Below are 21,002 nucleotides of genomic sequence, written 5' to 3' on the forward strand. Positions count from 1 at the left end.
ACATAATTCGAATCCAGGATATATAAAGTATAGTTTGAATTTTTTATCTTTTATTAATCTCAGAATAATATTTTTCTTTTAAGTGTGTTTTTAGATTTATTTAGTTTATTAATGTTCTTTTATATTTTTAAATAGTATATTTGTGTTTTATTTTAATTAACAAATATTTATATTTTTAAAGATGTTTCATGAATAGGATGAATATTTTTTGGTTCAGAAGAGACCTTAGGCTGGAAGATAATATAGGGCTTCATCACGCACTTAATACTGGATTAAAGGTGATTCCGATTTTTATTTTTGATACAGAGATACTCAGTAAGCTTCAGAATAAAAATGACAGAAGGGTTGATTATATCCATCAGGCTTTACAACAGATTCATCAAGAGCTAAAGAAACATAACAGTGGGCTTCGTGTCTATTATGGTAGTCCAATAGATATTTTTAGAAAATTAGCAGAAGATTTTACTATTGATACGGTCTTTTGTAACAGAGATTATGAACCACAGGCCTTACAACGGGACCGTCAGGTAGCTGATCTATTATCAAAACATCATATCTATTTTAGAGATTTTAAAGATCAGGTCATATTTGAAAAGAATAATATTCTTAAAAGTGATCTTTCTCCATATACTGTTTTTACTCCCTATTCAAAGAAATGGAAGGAAAACTTAACAACGATAGAAACCTTTAGTACAAACTGGGATCATTTTGCAAATGATGAAGAAATTTCAGAAATTATTTCATTGAAAGAAATTGGATTTGAGGAAACAGATCTTAAATTCATAAAACCTAAACTGGATGCAGATATCATAGATTCATATGGTAATTACAGGGATTTTCCTGCCATGGATCGTACTACTCATCTAGGGATCGCACTTCGTTTTGGAACCATTTCCATCAGAAAATGTGTACAATATGCTGTTAAACATAGTGAAGTCTGGCTTAATGAGCTGATCTGGAGAGAGTTTTTCATGCAGATTCTGTATCATTATCCAAGTGTTGTACATCAGTGTTTTAAAAAGAAATATGAGAATATCCCCTGGAGGAATGATGAAGATGAATTTAAGGCATGGTGTGAAGGTAAAACAGGATATCCAATTGTGGATGCCGGAATGAGAGAACTTAATGAAACCGGATTTATGCACAACAGGGTAAGAATGATTACAGCAAGTTTTCTTACCAAACATCTGCTTATTGATTGGCGTTGGGGAGAAGCCTATTTTGCTGAAAAACTATTAGATTATGACCTGGCTGCCAATAACGGGAATTGGCAATGGGCTGCAGGATGTGGATGTGATGCAGCTCCTTATTTCAGAATATTCAATCCCTATGAACAGACGAAAAAGTTTGATAAAGACACTCAGTATATTAGGAAGTGGCTTCCTGTAGATTATATCGAAGAACCTATCGTAGATCATACAAATGCCAGAGAACGAGCATTGAAGGTTTATAAAGAGGCATTAGCAGAATAACAAATAAAATAGAAAAAATTGGCTAAAAAAGGAATTTTATTAATCAATCTTGGCTCTCCAAGATCAACGGCGGTAGAAGATGTAAAAGAATATCTTGATGAATTCCTGATGGATGAAAAGGTCATTGATTATCGATGGATTTTCCGGGCACTTTTGGTTCGTGGAATTATTTTAAAAACCAGACCAGCAAAATCAGCGGAAGCTTATAAAACTGTATGGACAGATGAAGGGTCTCCGCTTATTGTTATCACGAAAAAGATACAGCAAAAGTTACAAAAGCTAGTGGATATACCGGTAGAGATCGGAATGAGATATGCAGAGCCAAGTATTGAAACAGGGATCAGGAACCTTGTTGAAAAAGGAATTACGGAAATTGTATTGTTTCCCCTTTACCCACAATATGCAATGAGCACTACAGAAACAGTTATTGAAAAAGCTGAAGAGATCAGAAAGAAAATATTTCCTCATGTAAAGATCAATTATATTCAGCCCTTTTATAACCGGGATCTGTATACTGATTGTTTGACGGAAAGTATCCGAGAGAAGCTTCCTCAAGATTTTGATGCCTTACTGTTTTCTTATCATGGGGTTCCTGAACGGCATATTTATAAAACAGACCCCACAAAAACCTGTAATATGAATGACTGTTGCCATAAAGATACCCATCCCAGTCATTCGTTTTGCTATCGTCATCAATGTTTTAATACCACTGAACGAGTGATCAAAAAACTAGGATTGCCAAAAGGTAAAGTCATTGTTTCTTTTCAGTCCAGATTAGGAAAAGATAAGTGGATAGAGCCCTATACAGATCATACATTAGAAACGATACCCGGCAAAGGAATTAAAAATCTTGCTATTGTTTGTCCGGCATTTGTTTCAGATTGTCTTGAAACCCTGGAAGAAATTTCCGTTGAAGGAAAAGAATCATTTCTGGAATCTGGTGGTGAAAATTTCACCTATATTTCCTGTCTGAATGATGAAGACCGTTGGATTGAAGTCATTCGGGTTCTTTGTGAAGAGCAGCTTAATCAATTCTATTTAGTATAGTTTTGAGTATATATTGTCATTATTCTTTAAAAAATTAGGTATTTTTGTAGACTATCTGAAACGAATGAATTATACGCTTATTAAAGATTTCATAGACTTGTTGCAGGATTTTGAAACGGAAGTCCGAGCTTGTCCTGATCTGTACCCGGGAACTATTCAGGGTTTTAAAGCATGGATTTCTGATAAGGAGAATGCGGGCAAAAAAGATCACCCGGAAGAACCTTACTGGGAAGGGAAGGAGAATGGAAGAACACCGGAAAGTGCCATAAGTACATTGCTTGTTCATCTTAACCGATATGCGAAAACCTATTCAAAATCTGCGATTTCAGATTCTGAATTTTCTACTCAGGAAGATTTTATTTATTTAATCAATTTGAAAGCTTTCGGAGAAATGACCAAGATGGCTCTGATCAAGAAAAATATTCAGGATAAGCCCGTAGGGATGCTTATTATTGCAAGACTATTGCGTCAGGGACTTATTGAGCAGATGGATTCTGATATAGACAAACGAAGTAAATTAATACGTATTTCTGAACGAGGCCTGATTATTTTGGAAAAACAAATGGAAAAAATTCGTCAGGCTACTCATATTGTTGCAGGAAATCTTAACCATAGCGAAAAAATGAATCTTATACGTATTTTGAATAAACTGGATCAGTTTCATTATCCTATTTTTTCTAGGAACATTGATACTGATCAACTTATCAATACAGTGTATGATGAGTATTCATTTAAAGAAGCATAATATCAGAAATTTCTCTCTGAATTTTTTCTGGAGATAAACTACATTAAAAAGACTTAATTAATTTACTAAATAAATCGCTAACTGGGTTCAGTTGGCGATATTTTTTGATAATAAATCAACAATGAAGGTGCAGGCATTTGTTTGATAGTGGAGAAATAGTTACAATATGTATGATGTTCATTTTGCATAAATTATTAATTATATATATAATATTAATATCATAATTAGGTATAAATACTTAATTCATATCGTTTTGAACGTATTATTTTTATCCCATGATAATTCTTAAAATAAACTAATAACTATGGGAAATTTTGCATCATCTAAAAACCTAGGTAATGGGTATCCAACTCCAGGTCCTCAGCGGCCTGATATTCAGGACATCATGAATCACGCTTATTTCTTGACAGAAGGTCAATGGAAAGAAGCAAAAGAAAATAATTCTTACGATTATATCATTATAGGTTCGGGATTCTGTGGATATGCCTTCGCTAAAAGAATTTTGGAAAAAGACAAAGAAGCTACAATTCTAATGATCGAGAGAGGAGGCTTCTTATTACCCACACATTTTCAGAATTTAGGGGCTAGCTATAAGAAATTAGTTGGGCCAATCTCTGAAACTTTCCCTTGGAGCTTATCTCAATCTACGATGCTTGAAAAGGCACCTTATCGTGTAACACAGCATGGTATGTTACCTTATTTTGGTGGGAGAAGTTTCTTATGGAGCGCTTGGTGCCCACAACCTGAAAAACGTCAAGTTGCTAAATGGTCTAAAGTCTTATTTAATTCTCTAACGGAAAAAAATGGTGAAAAATCTTATTTTGAAGAAGCCGCTGATTTATTACATGTTCATAAGTCCAATAGATTACCTTTCTCTGTAAATTTAAAAGGGTTGGATTTGGTAGACAGTTTGAGTAAATTGAAATTACCAGAATATGGAGTATTGCAAAAAGCTATTTACAATAAATTTAGTGATCAAAAAGATAAGTTTAACTCTTCGAAGGATAAGAATCCTACAGGCGCTGAGCTTATGAAGGTTGAATACGCATCCTTGGCTTGTGGTGATGGTGAGAATAAAGGTATTGATTTTAATAAATTCTCTACTCCAACAGCTATTCTGAACTTGGTAGACAGTACTGCATTTGGCACTGCAAAAGATCCTATTACTGAAAAAAAACGAAAAGAAAGAAATAATATGTATCCAAACAGGCTGCATATTGTTACAGAGTGTGTCGTAGAAGAGATTTTAAATGAAGATAATAAAGCTTATGGCTTATTAACAACAAGGGGTACCATTGCATTGAATGATGCAGAATTGATAGTAGCAACCGGAGCTATGCCACCTGCAACGCTGATTCAGAAATCATTCGATCATAAATTAGCTGGTCAGCATTTCACAGCGCATACGATTTCTGCAATAACTGCTAGAATAGAAAAAAGTAAATTTTTAAAGCTTTTAGGAGACGATTCTATTTCAGAAAATGAGAATTTACAGATGGGTGCAATCTACCTGCCTTTTTTTGCGAAAAATGGTCAGCAGTTTCATATTCAATTATCTATTATTCATGATCCTCATCCGGATAAGAATAAAGAACTGGCTATGCGCTATATGCCGGATGTTGTATCTACAGCTTCTCCGGAACAATTGGCAGACTCAGAAAAGCATGTGATATTAGTGTGTGCTATTCTGGGGGAATTAGATATTCATAATGAAGACGCATCTTTCCATGCCAATAAAGATCATGACGCCACAACTGCGAGCGTATTGCGCTGTAATCCGAGTCCGAAAGATAAAGAAACATGGGATGATATGGGGAAAGCAACCTATGATATTCTTGATTACTTATTTGATGAACTTCAATACTGGTATAGTGATTTGAACTATTATCAAGAGTCTCTCTCAGGCGCATATTCGGATGGCGAATTAGCGAAGCGCTACACCATGCAAAACACATGGGTAAAGAAAGAAGCACGTACTCCTTACCCGCATGTTCCGGCAATGGTGCATGAAGGTTCTACATTACCTATAGAAAATGAAAATGGGATTGAGGCTGTAGTCAATTTAAATTATCAACTGATAAATAAAAAGAATCCTGTATCTAATTTATTTATAACAGGTGCGTCACTATGGGCACAGAGTGGTGCCTGGAATCCTACTTTGACCATGACAGCAATGGCATTACAATTAGCTGATAAAAGAATTGCTGCGAAAGAAGCACGTAAGCCTATTAATGGTAAAGAAAAGCAAGTTAATGATAAACATACTGAGCCTGATGAGGTTCTTTCTTTAATTGATCAATCTAGATTTTAAGCACCATGGATAATAACGAAACTGCTACACTTGTAGAAATAGGACTGGATTCTAGTCCTGTATTAAATATGGATGGTGTCTATACCTGTGTAAAAGATGTTGATTCAAGATTTGTATTTTGTAATGAAAACTTTGCGAAATTAGTAGGAAGTTCTGTCTCTGATATTATAGGGAAAATTGATGATAGAGCACAGCATGTAAAGGATGATGAAGCTGTACGAAAATCAGGTGTCCCATTATTGAATCATCGCGAAGTGATAGAGTTACCAAATGGATCGCAACAGCCTATTCTTACCCAAAAGGGTTTATGGCGTTGTTCAATAAATGAATTTGAAATTTTGGGTACTACTGTTAACTTCTCATTGCAGAAAACTAAAGAAGCTTGGATTAACGATTTGGGACTTAAGTTAGTAGATCGCGTAGGTTATTTTGGTATTGACCATACTCATGAAGCAGACAAAGATAACACCTATTCTTTAAATTTTATTCTGATCGATAATCATCCAAAGTTAAAGCTGCATAAGCTTACGATGGACGAGCAATGGTTCTTTCATGATGGTTCAGCATTGCAAATTTATATTTTCGATTTGGAGAAAAAGACAGCAACGGTTAAAGTGATAGGCCGGAATACCAATAAAGGGGAAAGGTTACAAGCTATTGCCCCCAAAAATACATGGTTTGGAGCTAAAGTCATAAATGAGGATTTTAATTTAAGCAGTTGCAGCTTAGCACCAGGTTTTCATGAGGAATGCAGTACATCTTTACCAGTTGATGACAAGGAGCGCAAAACTTTTTTAGATCATTTGAAACAAGTTTTTCCGGAATACATTGCTATAATAGACGAACTTTCTTAAATAATGACAGTTTACCTCATTTTGAAAAGAAATATGAGGAAGCCTGCCCGGAGGAAGTGTGGGTTAAGAATTATACATTTCAGAAAGGAGGTTGAAAACAAAAAGAGAATCCGTTTCACTAGTTGTGAGACGGATTCCATTTTTTTATCATTATTATCTTTCGGCTGTCTTAAAGATGGTTTCAAAAACTGATCTTTACCTCAAAATTCTATTTCAAAATCAAAACAGGTAAATGGGTATTTTGATAAAGTCCTTCAGAAATACTTCTGTTCGCCATATAATAAAGGAAGCTATGTCTGCCTGGTAGAGCAATAATAAGATCAGTATGGTTTGAATTCGTAAAAGCCAAAATTCCGTTGATCACATTTTCATCATAAGAATAATAAATACTGCTAGGGATTTCCGTTAAATGCTGATGAATATAGTCTTCCAGTTCTTGCTTCTTATCAGGGTTGATCTCCGTTTTTTCTTTGGTATTGATATTCAGGAATGATAAATGTAGATCCTGTTTCTGTATAATTGATTTGTGCTGAAACAGCCTTTCAAGCTTTTTAATTCCATTCACGTCACAAGGAATCACAATATTGTTAACACTGTTATATTGATAGCTATTGGGAACAATCAAGGTTTTAACAGGACTTGTTCTTGCTATACTGATAATATTATCGGAAACAAAACTTTCATTGGAAGAAGTGGAATCATCACTTCCTAAAATGATCATTTCGATTGACGGCTGATTTTTCAATACTTCATTGATACTTCTTGTCAAAGCCCAATCGCTTAAAAGCCTGGAAACTTTTACCTCTGGTGAAATCTCTGCAGCAATCTTGCTTAACTGGTCAAATCGTAATTCTGTTCTTTCTAAAAGGCTGTTAACACTTTCTTCATTGACGAATGAATGACCTTCTGCAATATGCAGGTAATCAAATTCAGATTCTCCGGCAATCTTTAAAAGAATAATGTTTTGGTAATTATAATTTTTTGCCCACTCAGCGGCGACTTTTACAGCATTTTCTGTAGTTGATGTAAAGTCAATAGGTACAAGGATTGTTTTCATGTTATCTATTTTAAATCCTGATTATTCTAAATTAGCAGTCATTTTTTTTACTAAAAAAAGAGCTTTGTTGATTTCGTCTTCATGAAGGTCACCTGCTGCTTTTTTATACAGCTCCAGTGCCCATGGATACACTTTTTCTACAAGATTTTTCCCTTTTGAAGTAAGAAAGATCTGCTTGTTTCTTCTGTCGTTTTTATAAGCAATCCGTTCTACCAATTCTCTTTTTACAAGGGCATTAATAAGATAGGTGATGCTTGATTTATCTTTGCTTACTTTGTTGGCTATTTCCTGTTGATTGATCCCGTTATTTCTGGAAAGAAGTCCAAGAATTTCAACCAGTTCAACAGAAAGATCAGGATCATACTCATTAACACAAGCCTGAATTTTTTGCCGTAAGCGACTTTTCATTTCAGTCATTGCCCAGCCTAATTCTAGGGCTATTTCGGAAAGGTTATTTTGATTTTCAGACATATCTTTTTTAATAAGGTGAAATCTCAGTTTCCAGATTGGTGCTCCCTAACAAATGTACGGAAAATTAGTTTTAATTTCAACTAATTCAATGTAAAATAGTAATAAGCAACTTTTTATAATTAGGAAAGGTAACTGTAAATTAATAGTTGCATTTTCCAATGTCCAGGCATATAATGCTGCCCGGCTCCTATATAGCAACTGAGAAGTGCTTTCTCAAAATATTGATAGGTAAATAATTTATTCTTGCATGGCAGCCCCAGCGGATGATTTCTCGAATTTTTTTAAAGAAGATTTATTGCGAATAGAAAGTGTATATGAATATTTTAATTCTAGGGATAAGCCGTTTTGATTTCAAAATTTATATAAATGTCTCGTCCTGAAATAAGTTGACAATTAATCAAATTATTATGAAAAATCAAGAATTAAAAAGTAAAAAATGAACACAAGGAGGCTACAGCATTGGCTTTAAATTGATGGTACGTTCTTAGGTTGAAAATGGCAGTTATATCTATCAACAGATCCAAAAGAAATATGGCATAAAAGAATTTCTCTCCAAAGATACCCTCTGATTATTCCGTTTACTTTTGTTTTTTGAAAAATATTCCTAGGTGCAAGAAAGACCATAATAATTTGGAAATATAATTAGAAAATAACTTAATTTTTAAATTAAGCAGGTAAAAGAAAATTTAGCTTTCGCCTTACTCGGAACACAAATAAATATGAAAACTGTTCTTATCCTTTTTGATAATAGAATAGATCATTTGATTTAAGCTTACTTACTTCAAAGCTGGGAGACTTTGCGGTGCAAAAGAGATTAAAAAAACGATATTTAAGAATGAAATCTTCAAATATCGGTCTTGTGACCAAGACGAATGTATCTTCAAACACTTTTATCGATGGATTTGGTTTGATCGACCCAAATTAAACAAGAATTGTTTAACCGTAATTTGGCAATTAATTTCGTGAAGTTTTAAAATTTTTTGCAATATAATTTTTTCGGATACACAACAATCAAAATAAATATAGTTGTCTTCGAATGTCTTTCATTGTTGAATGAAGATTTTAATTAATGCCAAGATATTTTTATTTACCGCCCCGTATTTGCTATGCATATAATTTTTTAACTGTAATAAATTACATAAAGCGGCGGATAATTCGCAAGAAGCCAAAATATTGAATATTTACCTCAAGACTTTGAAACAAGATGTTTACTATACACTCTACGAGATATTGAAAAAGGAGAATGGTTAGTTTAAAATTTAAACTGCTTGGAACGGATATAGAACAAAGAATACTAATTCTTATCTTTAAAGAGTTTAATTATAGAGTTGAAATATTGGTTGGTCAAAATTTGCGCACAGAATATTTGAAGCGTTACAAAACATCATTAAACCGTATACAGGAATTCATTTTTTGGAATATTTCAGAGGAATCGGCAGTTGTATCCTTGAATTGTTTCATCTTAAGCAAGGAATGGCCAACTCGGTCTATCAAATCTTCCATAATAGCAATTCTATCATGTATATCTTCAAGGATATTTAATAAAGCTTCGCGATACTCAGATTCAAAATGTTCAAAATTTTGTCAGATCAAGGAATATCAGAAATATGTACAATTCTCATTTCCGGTTAATTCGGTCTGTATGGTTTTTAGACTTTATTAGCTCACCTTATTAGCTTTGATTAATATAGAAAATTTTTACCTTATTGTCCGTAGTAGAATACCACTATTATCTATTTAAGATTTGCTGAAGATTGCTTGATGTTGCTACTTGTAATTATAATGCATCAACTATCTTGATAATATTCAAATTATCTCTTAGCTAATTTACAGCTAATAATTATTTAGTGCTTAGCTGAATTATTCTATAACTTAATAATAAATATAAATTGAATTAAAAGGTTAACAATAAAAACTATCAACATATTTCTTTTTTTTATAGATTAGCGGTCGAAAATTATTAACCTGTGAAAGAATAATTGAAATTTATATTTGATCTTCATTAAGATCACGAATCGGAAGATTTATTGTCAGAATCAAAAATCACTATTTTCATAATACGACGTCTTTTGTCGTTATCCCGATTTACTTTTACAAAAAATTATTGTCGTTGATTCTATTGACTCAACAAGCTAACTATGAAAAAACATTTATTATGGATGTCATTATTAGGGATGACATTTCAATTGCAAGGACAGGAGGTCCTATGGCAAAAAGATATTAAATCGTCCACGCAGGATTTTCTAAACCAGGTTACAACAACCATAGATCAACAGTACTTAATCTCTGGCAGTTCCATTCAATCTTCTAAGCTTGTGGCAGGAAACAGGCAGAACAACGGCTATGATTTCCATTTGGTCAAATTAAACCAGCAGGGAGAAGAGGTATGGGAAAAATATTTTGCAGGAAACAATCATGACTATCTATCAGCTATTGTGGCGACTCAGGAAGGCGGATTTTTAATGGCCGGAACATCCTATTCGGGGAAAGGTTTGGACAAAAAAGACATCTCAAGGGGAGGTTCGGATATGTGGCTTATAAGATTGAATGAATTCGGAGATGAATTATGGCAGCGGACAGTTGGGTCTTCTTCAGATGAAGAAGCCAGGGCAGTTGTTCAAACTATAGACCTGGGATTCTTTGTAGCCGGAAATGTTCAAAATTCGCCCAAAGGATATGGTTCTAAAGATATTTTAATTATTAAGCTTGATAAAGACGGAAAAGAGCAGTCACAAGTTATTCTAGGAGGTAAGGGTTTGGACGAAGTAGAAAAGATGATCCCTACCAGAGATGGTGGTGCCTTACTGGGAATCTATTCCCGAAGTCCGGTAGGAGGAACAAAAAAAAACGAAAATTATGGTGAAGGTGACTACTGGGTCATTAAGATGGACAAAAGTGGAAAAGTAGAATGGGAAAAGAATTTCGGAGGAAAAGATGATGACCATATCAGAACCCTGGCCTTAACTTTAAATGGATTTGTCATTGGTGGAGAATCCAGATCCGAAAGAACAGGCAATAAAACGGTTGGTCTGGAAGAAGGCACAGACCTCTGGCTAATTGCTTTGAATGAAAGAGGAGAGGAGCAATGGCAGAAATCCTTCAGTTTTAAAAACCGTGATGTACTGATGGGAATGAGCGTCATTCATTCAGCAGACGATAAATCGTCGAAAGGAATTTTATTAGGTGGTTATACTCAAGCTGAAGGGAGAATAGAAACCGATGATGAGACCTTCTGGATGTTATATTTAGATGGCAACGGCAATGAACAGTGGCGAAAACATGTCAAAGGAGAATCCAGAAAGAAAGAAGAAAGACTTTCAGATCTGAAACTCAACAAGGACGGTTCCATTGTTCTTGCCGGAACCAGTGCAGAGGAACTGGGAAAAGAGAATTGGAAGATTGTCAAGTTGAGGGATAAGCAGGTGAATGACCTGATTGAAAAATATGACATTAAAATTTACCCAAATCCGGTCACAGATTATGCTTATGTAGAAATCGGCTTTGATTTTAAAGATGCTGATATTCTACTGTATGACATGAGCGGAAGACAACTTCAAAACTTGAAAACAAAGAACCGAGTGACTAAAATCAATACCCAGGCTTTGGTCCAGGGAGCATATCTATTAACAATTAAAACAGATGCCAACAAAACAGCGAATGCTAAGCTGATAAAAAAATAAAACTAATTTCATGAAAAAAAGTACCATAGCTATAATTCTATTATTAGCTACTTTAAATAATGCCTTTGGACAAACATCAGTTGATCAGTATGATCCCGGCGTTAAAAGTGTTCCAACTTCTCCTGAAGTCGCATTGTTAGGCAGGTTTGGAGATGTTCCAGTAGGATATTACACAGGAACTGCGGAAGTTTCAATACCTCTTTACACTCTAAAGGTAGATCATATCGAAATTCCATTAACACTAAGCTATCACACTTCAGGTATTAAAGTTGCAGATGAAGCAACCTGGGCTGGTTTAGGCTGGAATTTCATGCCGGAAGGAACTATTGTACAGGAAATAAGGGGATTTGAAGATTTCATAACAGGAGGTGACGGATTTGCCAGTACATCTGGCTATAATGTTTTCAAAAGCAACTTCCAGACTTTATATTCGGAAACGCCTTTGTACAGACTGCAAAATGGATTTAACGACTATAATCCCTTAGGAATGACAGGTGCACATCCTCTTACTGATGATTCTTTTGATATTATAAACAGGCTAAAAGAGAGAAAGGGTCAACCGGATATTTTCACCTACAATTTTTATGGTTATACGGGTCGATTCTTCTATAATCCGGAAAATAGCAGTGAAATTCTATTTTTAGAAAGTAATGCCGATATTAAATTTTCAAGAAATACCAATGGTTGGATTGCGATTACCAATAAAGGGGATAAATTCTATTTTTATGACGTTGAACAATCAAAGACTGACCAGACATCATATACCGATTTAGGATATACGTTTAAAGTTTCAAAGATTGAACTCACCAGCGGTAAGACTATCAATTTCACTTATCAGGATGAAAGTACTTATCAGCAATACCCTACACAAGTTGTTCATTTAACAAATTTTACAACGAGCCCTAGTTTAAACGTTAGTTCTAATGCCGTTATTAATGATAAAAAAACCTTGATCGGGATAGAAACTGAAGATACTAAAATACAGTTTAATTTAGATAACAGAGAAGATATTCGTCCACACTTCACCGGAACGCCGATTAAAAAGCTGAGTTCTATTGATATTCTACCAAAATATGGCAATAAAAAAATCAAAAGTTTTGTGTTTAGTCAGAATTATTTTCCATTTAATTCCGTTAACAATACACCAGAAGAAGGCTACATTAACAAAAGGCTTCGTTTAAATTCTGTTCAGGAAATCACCTACAATCAGTCAGGGGGGCAAGTTTATACTCCTGCATATACTTTCCAATATAATACTGCGCGTATTATGCCAGGAAAAATGGCAGGTGGAGATTTTTATGGTTATAATAATGGTTCGACCAGTACAGGACTGCTTCCCAATCTTACTTATTTTGATTATTATAAGCAAAGTCCTTATCGAAACGTTGGATTGACACCTTCGTCTTATGCCAGTACTATGAGGTACACTGATCCTAGCTATGTAAACACAAATATTCTTGAGAAAATTTTATATCCTACGGGAGCACGTACAGAATTTGGATATGAATCCAATACTTTTACCAATCAATTTATTCCGACTTACGCACAATTGGATGATGGTAAGCGAAGCCAAACCATAAACCATAGAGGAGAAGAACCTGGCGGGCTTACCTATAATAAAGGAGTTCCGTTTAAATTAACAGGTGCCAATAAGACAATCAAATTTTACAATACAATATATGATGGTTATATGGGACCTTTATTTCCGGAAACTTACTATGGCTGGAATGAGATGATAAAATGTAAAATAGAACTTCGTAAAAGAAAAACTGTTAATGGCCAACAGGTTGAAACTCTTATTAAAGATTGGGGAGTTACTATGCCTGGTGTTTTCGATCAAACCCATCAACTAACCTGGAACGAAGAATTTACGGTGTCTGATGATTCAGATCCTACTACTGAATATTACATTTATGTACAAAATGGTATTAATTACCGTAGTACTGATCTTTCGCATAGAGCTATCGTTTCATGTAATTTGGAATATAAAGTTGATCCTCAGATAGACACTTCCTTGTCTTATGGAAATGGACTACGGGTAAAGTCTATAAAGAATTATGAAGCGGATAAGCTGCTATCTCATAAAGAATACAGTTATAGTGGAGGGAAATTAATTTATAAATTTCAACCCCTTAATGTTATAAGCGGTGCGACGCATAAATCCCAGCTTTCTACTATCACAGGAGGATGTCCTAGTGAGAGCATCTCTATTTTTAATGATTTATCCCTAAATTCAAGTGACTTCGGAATAGGAGGAAATAAGCCTTTTGGTTACAGTGAGGTGACAGAGAAAGATATCAGTATTAATGACGGAACAGCAAAAGGATCCACAAAATATTATTTTGAGAACAAGGAAGGTGTTTATTTCAAAGGGTTGCCGAAAGTAGATGTACCATCTAACGGAGAAAATACATTGATAGAAAGATTTGATCAAAACCAAAATAAAGTTTCTTCCACATTAAACGTCTATGATAATTTACCAAATACCTATGGAATTTATCCATCATTCAGTCTTGTAAAGACATCCACAGGTCCCTATGATCCTGATGCTAATTATTATCCTTTTGCTTTATCCGGCTGTCCCACAATTGGATTATCTTACACCGGTCACACGTCTTCAAATCCTCTGCCGGTAAAAAAATATCAATTCTATTTTACCCCCCTTATTACCGGAAAAAGAAGGCTGAAAATGACTACGGAAAGCTCTTATTTTGGAAATTCATCTTTATATAAAAAGACAGAATTATCTTATACGGCTGCTGGTGATCTGGATATAAGTAAGCAAACAACATCTGATGGTAAGATTATCAGTACCAATTATGATTATGCAAATGATTTGGGTAACACTCGTTTGATCAATAAGAACATGACTGGAATTCCGTTGTCTTCAAAAGTTATTTCCGATAATAAAACATTAAGTTTTACACAAACCAAATATGATAGTCAGGACCACTATCTACCAACCTCTGCCCAGTCATATGATATTACAGCTGGTACTTGGAGTAATGATGTTAAATATGATAAATATGATGAAAAAGGGAATCTGCTGCAATATACCACAAAAGGCGGAGTCCCGGTTTCTTTGGTATGGGGTTATAGTAAAATATATCCTATTGTGAAAGTTGAGGGTATCACATATGACCAACTTCAAGGGAGTGCTCCTTCACAGTTTGCTGATATTCTTTTAGCCTCTGAAAAAGATGCTAATCCTGCTTTGTATAATTTACAACCGGAAGAAGCAGAGGCTCAGCTTGTGAGCAAACTTGATGCATTTCGTACGTATTTCAGACTGGCAAGCTACTACATCAGCACTTACACGTATGATCCTTTGGTGGGAGTTAGAAGTATAACTCCTCCTTCAGGAATCAGGGAAAATTATATTTATGATTCTGTTGGCAGACTTGAAAAAGTGATCGATGCCAATGGAAATGTATTGAAAGAAATGAAATACAACTATAAAAACTAATACTGATGAAAAAAAATATAATTCCCATCGGAGTCTTTTTAATGAGTGGGGTTTTAAAAAGTCAGGTGCAACTTCCCAGTGGTCTGACGGGAATAAGTACAGAAAACTATATATATACAAGAACCTATCTTGAACCCAAGACCCAGAGTGATGCTAGCGCAAAACAAATTCAAAGTGTCCAATTTTTTGACGGCCTTGGAAGAGCGAAACAGATTGTCAATATTAAAGCATCTCCGCTAGGCAGGGATGTTGTCACTCCTATTCTTTATGATGTTTTTGGAAGACAGACCCGCGATTACCTGCCTGTTCCACAAGCTGGAACTAAGAGTGGAAATATATATTCACAAAATTCTGTCCTCAATAACTTTCCTGTAGGCGATCCACAAAATCTGTACAACAATGAAAAGCCTTTTTCAGAGAAAGAACTGGAAAATTCGCCGTTGGATCGAATTAAAGCGCAAATACAGACAGGAACAGCCTGGAGTGCTAAGCCTGTCAAATTTAAATATGAAGCCAATATTGATGGAGAGGTAAAAAAATATATAACGATAACAACCTGGTCTAGCGGAACGAACAATTTTACCATAAGCCAGTCAGGATCCTATGGTACCAGTCAGTTAGCTAAGAATACAATTACTGATGAGGATGGCAATGAAACTGTTGAATTTAAAAATGGGCAGGGCCAGACTATTTTGGTGAGAAAAGTAATTAGTGCAACAGAAAATGCTGACACTTATTATGTATATAATGAATACAATCAGCTTGCATGTGTTATCCCACCAAAGGCGACCCTGGCTGGTGATGTCAATACCGTACTTAACAGTTTATGTTATTTGTATAGATATGATGGTAAAAACAGAGTTGTCCAAAAGAAACTTCCGGGCAAAGGATATGAATTTATAGTGTATGATAGAGCTGACCGTGTGCTTATGACACAGGATGCTGTTTTGGGAGTATCTAAGCAATGGGTTTTTACGAAATATGATATTTATGGAAGAGTTGCTTATACTGGAATATATACGAGTAATGAAATTTCAGGGACAGCAGGTCGCGCTGCAGAGCAGGCTTTGGCCGATGCCATTGGCAAAAATTATGTAAACAGAACCACTGGTGGCGGATTTACAGATATTAGTGGATTGGAGATAAATTATGATAATAATACATCTACAAGCTACCCAAGTAATAATATCAGGGTTTTAAGTGTCAACTATTATGATACATATCCATCAGGTACACCCGCTTTTTCAAATTCTTTTACCCAGCCTGTTTTATCGGATGATATCTTGCAGTTAAGATCAACAAAAGGACTTTTAACGGCTTTCTATGTCAAAAATATTGAGGATAGTAACTGGACAAAAAATTATACCTATTATGACAATAAAGGTAGGGAAATTGGTTCTCATTCCACCAATCATTTGGGTGGGTATACTAAAAAGGAATCACTGTTAGATTTTGTTGGAATGCCTTTAAATACACAAACTATCCAACTGAGAAAGAATGGAGAAATCGAAGTGAGTGTCAAGGAGCGTTTTGTATATGATTCGCAGAACCGTCCAATTAAGCATTATCATCAGGTTGATAATTTACCCGAAGAATTACTGACAGATAACACCTTTAATGAGCTTTCTCAACTATCTAATAAAAAGGTTGGAAACGGGCTTCAAAGTATAGACTATACCTATAATATCAGGGGTTGGCTGACGGCTATCAACAAAGATCAGATGGCCTCTGCAGATATGGGAGGGAAACTTTTTGCATATAAAATCAAATACACTGAAAAAGACGGAATCAGTAATCCTGATCCTGCTTTGTTTTCTGGCAGGACTGTAGTGGGAAAATTCAATGGAAACATTGTCGAAGTAGACTGGAGAGCAGTTGAAAATATTGGAGTCAATCCTTCGCTAACCCCTAAGCGGTATGGTTATGTCTATGATAAGCTTAACAGACTGACAGCAGGTTTTTATCAGAATCCCAATAATCCTTATAGTAAGGAACATACAGAGTCTATTGATTACGATGTTAACGGTAATATTACCAAACTGTATAGAACATCAGTTATGGAATCCGGGGCAACAGCAACAGTTATTGACCGTTTACGCTATATGTACAATGATGGAGATAATAAGCTAACGAGTATCATTGACGATCAGCAGAATTATTCAGGCTATGAAGGTGGCGGAAATTCTATTTCTTACACCTTGAACGGAAGCATGGAGAACATGCTGGACAAAGGGATCAACTCAATTAGGTATAATCACCTTGACCTTCCGGATAATCTTAGCTTAAGCAGACCCTTTGCAAATGAGGAAGTTACAATTAATACACTATACAATGCTAACGGTTTAAAACTAAGAAAAGAAAATAATACGATTATCATGGGGGTAGCAGGTCCTACTACTACAAAGTATACCATCGATTACCTGGATGGATTTCAGTATTTAAAAAAGGAGTTTATCACCCCTGGTGGCGGTGGCTCAGTTGATTCTTTTTCGGAAACAGCTTATGCTATGGAACGCGAAGCCTATCGACTACTTCCTACTGATCCTATAGATCCTGATGATCCAGGTAAAACTATACCTGGCACGGGTCCCGTATTTAGAGTAAAAAATGAGAATCTGCAATTCTTTCCAACTGCTGAAGGATATTATGATTATGAAAAAGATCAGTATATTTACCAGTACAAAGACCACTTAGGAAATGTAAGGGTAAGTTTCGCTAGGAACAGCACAGGCGCTCTTGAAATAACCGATTCAAATGATTATTACCCGTTCGGAATGAACCATCTGAAAACTGGAAATTCATATTTTGGCAAAGGTAGTTATAAGAACTACAAATTTAACAATAAAGAGCTTCAGGAAACGGGTATGTATGATTATGGGGCAAGAATGTATATGGCTGACATAGGTAGATGGGGTGCTGTTGACGCACTAGCAGAACAAATGCGTCGTCATAGCCCTTATAATTATGCTTTTAATAATCCAATGAGATTCATTGACCCGGATGGAATGGCAAATTTTGATGTTGTACTTAAAGGAAGTAGAACACAAGAAGCTTTAGATCAGTTACAAGCTTCTGTTGAAGGTCAACTTAACTTATCTAAGGACTCAAACGGTAAAATTAGTGCAACTGCTGTACAGGGAGCCACTTTGTCTGAAGCAGCAACAAAATTGCTAAATGCTACAACTGATCATAGTTTTGTAGCAGAAATACTAACTGATAATGACATGCGTATCGATGAAGATAATAGCAAATATATCGGGGGAGCATCTAGAGGGTCTACAACAGATCCTACTACTGGAATAACTACTGCTACGAATGTAGTGAATACTGAAATGTTAGGAAATTTGGATAAAGCGTATTATGGGTCAGTAACTGGATATGGTATACTTCATGAGACATTAGAAGCCATTGTTATGGCACAATGTTTTCCGAATGCTCCAGCTGCAACATCAGAATTCAATAATAGTCAAGGTTATGATTATGCACATGCAGAAGCTAATAGGCTTGATCCTAGAAATGTTGATCCCAATCCTAATTGGAGGTCAATACAATCTCCCAATTATACCGTTGGATCGGGTAAATACATTGAATATACAGATTCTTATAAAATACAAAATGTAAAAACTAATGAGACCAAAAATATTGGAAGTTACAAAACATTAAAACGTAAATAAAATGAAAAACATTAGCTTTATCATAATGTTGTGCCAACTATTGTTTATGACTGGTTGCAAAGTAAAGGGACAATCGTCCACTTCTACTACTAATGAATTTATCTTGGGAAAGGTTTTAAAAATAGATTCAACACAATCATTTTATATCATTAATATTGAATACAATAAAAATAAAAAAGGAATATTTCTTTCACAAAAAAATAATTGTGAATTCCCCAAAAAAAGTAAGTTGATTAAAATTAATAATAGTTATACTTTTGAGTTATCACGATTGAAACAAAATAACTATAATGAAAAACAATTAGTTTACGAAGTTGAAGGTAAAGAAACCTGGAATAGTTCATCGGGAATTGATTATTTTGAATATTCTAGTAACACTTGTGGACTTTACACATGGAGATGAATAAAAATATTATCTTTTTGCTTATATAATATTCAAAAGCACTACAACTGTAGTGCTTTTGAATAATTTATGATGAATTATAAAGCAATTTAGTTATACAAAATCTTCTAATTTTGCAATTATTAAAAGAAAATGTATTCACAATTGAGCGGTATAGACTGAAAATCGTTTTAATTAAATATTATGAAGATTCCCATTTTTTTATTTTTAGTGTTTGCCCAAATACTTCATGGACAGGACAGGCTTTCATTTGTAAAAGATCCGAAGATTAAAATGCAAATGCAGAACAGTATAGAATATTTAAATAGAAGTCCTATAATAGCAGATTCTATTAAGAAAAAAACTGTCTTTATAACTTTTGATTTTGATGAGATAGAGGGGATAGGCATCGAAGGGTTTGGCATCAATTATTCCACTTATATCCCAATGCTATTTTCTAAAATAAATAATAATGGACAATTGACTACTTCTGTAGCGAATAAGATATTATATTACAATTATTCGAAAAATATAGTCTTTGTTTTTTTTAAAGGTTTTAAATACTTTGATTTGAATACTATGGCAAAGATGTCCAATGATATTCAAATAAAAAAGGAGAATCTCACATTAAATGAGTACTTCACTTTTAAAGTAGGTCAAGATTTGCAATTAAGTAATGTGGAAAATACTATCTCATTTAATTATCTTAACGATAGCTTTGTTCCAGTCCGGTTGAATACATTTGATTTGAAAACTTTTATGGAAGTATGGTATGGAATTGAGGTAATAGAAACTACGGTTAGTCAAAATAGAGATCTCTTAAAACAGAATAAAGATAAATAGCAATACAATCTTCCTACTCATTCTCAATAAATACTTTTTAATTAAAGCTGTATTAGTATGAGAACATTTCAATGCTTATGTTTTCTTAATTTGCGATAAAACTATCTGACAAAAATAAGCCTAGAATTATAAAGCCAACAGTTATAGAGCGCACCCAAAAGTTTAAACACTTTTTAGGGTCAGTCTATTAGGTGGCTTTTACTTTAACAATGATATGTGTGTGCATCTTAATATAAAAGAATTAGGCCTAGTACTACAACTGTGAGTACTTTCACTATATTCAAAAATTCTTTTTCATTCCACAACATTATGAAAAATATTCTTTTTTTATTTTTTCCTGCTATTATGTGCAGTTGCCAAACAAATAATATTGAAATCAGTTCAAAGTCTATTGATATTACAAGAAAAATAATTTCTATACAACAAAATAAGATGGTTAGTTTTATAATAGCTGATAACTAGAGTGTTATAAAGATTTTTAAACTGAATAATAATAGTGCATGAACTACAATTAAACAGGATTGCAAAACTCACTTATATCAGGTAATTTTCAAAATTGATAGCAATCATCATTGGAATAGTAAGTCTTCAATTGGCTGTTCCAGTCTTGTAGCCCCACCAAGAATCGAACTTGGATCTAAAGTTTAGGAAACTTTTGTTCTATCCATTGAACTATGAAGCCTTAGGGAAATAAAATTACAAATTATTCTTGTATGTATTTCAAATCAATATGTTTGTTTTTTACCATGATTACACAAATATTTGTACTCTTTTTTGAATTTTCGAGATTGAATAGGGCGGTGCCTTTGGTAGTTGGAATCTTTATAATAAAAGAATCTGCCCTTTAGGGGCAGATTCAGTAGATAATACATCTCATTTTTTTAATTAGACAACAATAAAAAGCACAGCCGACAATGCTGTGCTTAAATTTTTATTTCAAATTTAATTGCAATTTCAAGAGTAGTAAGAAAAGCAAATAAAGTTTCCACTTCGATGTTTA

At 34.3% G+C, this 21,002-nt stretch carries 12 protein-coding genes and 1 tRNA gene; 10 read left to right on the plus strand and 3 right to left on the minus strand.

Going from position 1 to position 21,002, the window contains the following annotated elements; genetic code table 11:
- Positions 1 to 188 precede the first annotated feature (188 nt).
- The 5 genes from EL260_RS12560 (at position 189) to EL260_RS12580 (ending at position 6,429) form a co-directional block, all read left to right on the plus strand.
- Positions 189 to 1,472 (plus strand): cryptochrome/photolyase family protein, encoded by a 1,284-nt coding sequence (locus EL260_RS12560; protein WP_123855680.1) that lies wholly within the window; start codon positions 189 to 191, stop codon positions 1,470 to 1,472.
- A gap of 18 nt (positions 1,473 to 1,490) precedes the next feature.
- On the plus strand, positions 1,491 to 2,519 hold the full coding sequence (hemH, locus tag EL260_RS12565; RefSeq protein WP_123855681.1) for a ferrochelatase: 1,029 nt from the start codon (positions 1,491 to 1,493) through the stop codon (positions 2,517 to 2,519).
- 64 nt (positions 2,520 to 2,583) lie between these two features.
- Positions 2,584 to 3,264 (plus strand): MarR family winged helix-turn-helix transcriptional regulator, encoded by a 681-nt coding sequence (locus EL260_RS12570; RefSeq protein WP_123855682.1) that lies wholly within the window; start codon positions 2,584 to 2,586, stop codon positions 3,262 to 3,264.
- Between the two features lie 304 nt (positions 3,265 to 3,568).
- Entirely contained in the window at positions 3,569 to 5,575 is a 2,007-nt protein-coding gene (locus EL260_RS12575) for a GMC family oxidoreductase (RefSeq protein WP_123855683.1), read from the plus strand.
- A 5-nt stretch (positions 5,576 to 5,580) separates the two neighbouring features.
- Positions 5,581 to 6,429, plus strand: a complete 849-nt coding sequence (locus tag EL260_RS12580) for a cupin domain-containing protein (RefSeq protein ID WP_123855684.1) — start codon at positions 5,581 to 5,583, stop codon at positions 6,427 to 6,429.
- Positions 6,430 to 6,637: 208 nt separating this feature from the next.
- Here EL260_RS12580 and EL260_RS12585 read toward each other — a convergent pair whose 3' ends face one another.
- Both EL260_RS12585 and EL260_RS12590 read right to left on the minus strand, forming a co-directional pair.
- Positions 6,638 to 7,486, minus strand: coding sequence for a universal stress protein (locus EL260_RS12585; protein ID WP_123855685.1), 849 nt, complete (start codon positions 7,484 to 7,486; stop codon positions 6,638 to 6,640).
- Positions 7,487 to 7,507: 21 nt separating this feature from the next.
- Complete coding sequence (locus EL260_RS12590; RefSeq protein ID WP_123855686.1) at positions 7,508 to 7,957, minus strand: MarR family winged helix-turn-helix transcriptional regulator; 450 nt, start codon at positions 7,955 to 7,957, stop codon at positions 7,508 to 7,510.
- A 2,138-nt stretch (positions 7,958 to 10,095) separates the two neighbouring features.
- Between EL260_RS12590 and EL260_RS12595 the strand changes: the two genes are divergently transcribed.
- The 5 genes from EL260_RS12595 (at position 10,096) to EL260_RS12615 (ending at position 20,002) form a co-directional block, all read left to right on the plus strand.
- Complete coding sequence (locus EL260_RS12595) at positions 10,096 to 11,637, plus strand: T9SS type A sorting domain-containing protein (protein WP_123855687.1); 1,542 nt, start codon at positions 10,096 to 10,098, stop codon at positions 11,635 to 11,637.
- Positions 11,638 to 11,647: 10 nt separating this feature from the next.
- Complete coding sequence (locus EL260_RS12600) at positions 11,648 to 15,103, plus strand: hypothetical protein (RefSeq protein WP_123855688.1); 3,456 nt, start codon at positions 11,648 to 11,650, stop codon at positions 15,101 to 15,103.
- A 5-nt stretch (positions 15,104 to 15,108) separates the two neighbouring features.
- Complete coding sequence (locus EL260_RS12605; RefSeq protein ID WP_123855689.1) at positions 15,109 to 18,777, plus strand: DUF6443 domain-containing protein; 3,669 nt, start codon at positions 15,109 to 15,111, stop codon at positions 18,775 to 18,777.
- Position 18,778: 1 nt separating this feature from the next.
- Positions 18,779 to 19,180, plus strand: coding sequence for a hypothetical protein (locus EL260_RS12610; RefSeq protein WP_123855690.1), 402 nt, complete (start codon positions 18,779 to 18,781; stop codon positions 19,178 to 19,180).
- 183 nt (positions 19,181 to 19,363) lie between these two features.
- Positions 19,364 to 20,002: a hypothetical protein gene (locus tag EL260_RS12615; RefSeq protein ID WP_123855691.1), complete on the plus strand. Its 639-nt coding sequence runs from the start codon at positions 19,364 to 19,366 to the stop codon at positions 20,000 to 20,002.
- Between the two features lie 610 nt (positions 20,003 to 20,612).
- On the opposite strand, the gene EL260_RS12620 is transcribed toward EL260_RS12615, so the two are convergent.
- Positions 20,613 to 20,684 (minus strand) — tRNA-Arg (locus EL260_RS12620).
- Between the last annotated feature and the right edge of the window lie 318 nt (positions 20,685 to 21,002).

It is taken from the genome of Chryseobacterium nakagawai, from assembly GCF_900637665.1.
In the GTDB taxonomy this organism is placed as follows: Bacteria; Bacteroidota; Bacteroidia; order Flavobacteriales; family Weeksellaceae; genus Chryseobacterium; species Chryseobacterium nakagawai.

Bases quoted from the DNA above. Each gene is read 5' to 3' on its own strand.
- EL260_RS12560 (WP_123855680.1), top strand. From the start codon at position 189: ATGAATAGGATGAATATTTTTTGGTTCAGAAGAGACCTTAGGCTGGAA.
- EL260_RS12570 (WP_123855682.1), top strand. From the start codon at position 2,584: ATGAATTATACGCTTATTAAAGATTTCATAGACTTGTTGCAGGATTTT.
- EL260_RS12575 (WP_123855683.1), top strand. From the start codon at position 3,569: ATGGGAAATTTTGCATCATCTAAAAACCTAGGTAATGGGTATCCAACT.
- EL260_RS12580 (WP_123855684.1), top strand. From the start codon at position 5,581: ATGGATAATAACGAAACTGCTACACTTGTAGAAATAGGACTGGATTCT.
- EL260_RS12585 (WP_123855685.1), bottom strand. From the start codon at position 7,486: ATGAAAACAATCCTTGTACCTATTGACTTTACATCAACTACAGAAAAT.
- EL260_RS12590 (WP_123855686.1), bottom strand. From the start codon at position 7,957: ATGTCTGAAAATCAAAATAACCTTTCCGAAATAGCCCTAGAATTAGGC.
- EL260_RS12595 (WP_123855687.1), top strand. From the start codon at position 10,096: ATGAAAAAACATTTATTATGGATGTCATTATTAGGGATGACATTTCAA.
- EL260_RS12600 (WP_123855688.1), top strand. From the start codon at position 11,648: ATGAAAAAAAGTACCATAGCTATAATTCTATTATTAGCTACTTTAAAT.
- EL260_RS12605 (WP_123855689.1), top strand. From the start codon at position 15,109: ATGAAAAAAAATATAATTCCCATCGGAGTCTTTTTAATGAGTGGGGTT.
- EL260_RS12610 (WP_123855690.1), top strand. From the start codon at position 18,779: ATGAAAAACATTAGCTTTATCATAATGTTGTGCCAACTATTGTTTATG.
- EL260_RS12615 (WP_123855691.1), top strand. From the start codon at position 19,364: ATGAAGATTCCCATTTTTTTATTTTTAGTGTTTGCCCAAATACTTCAT.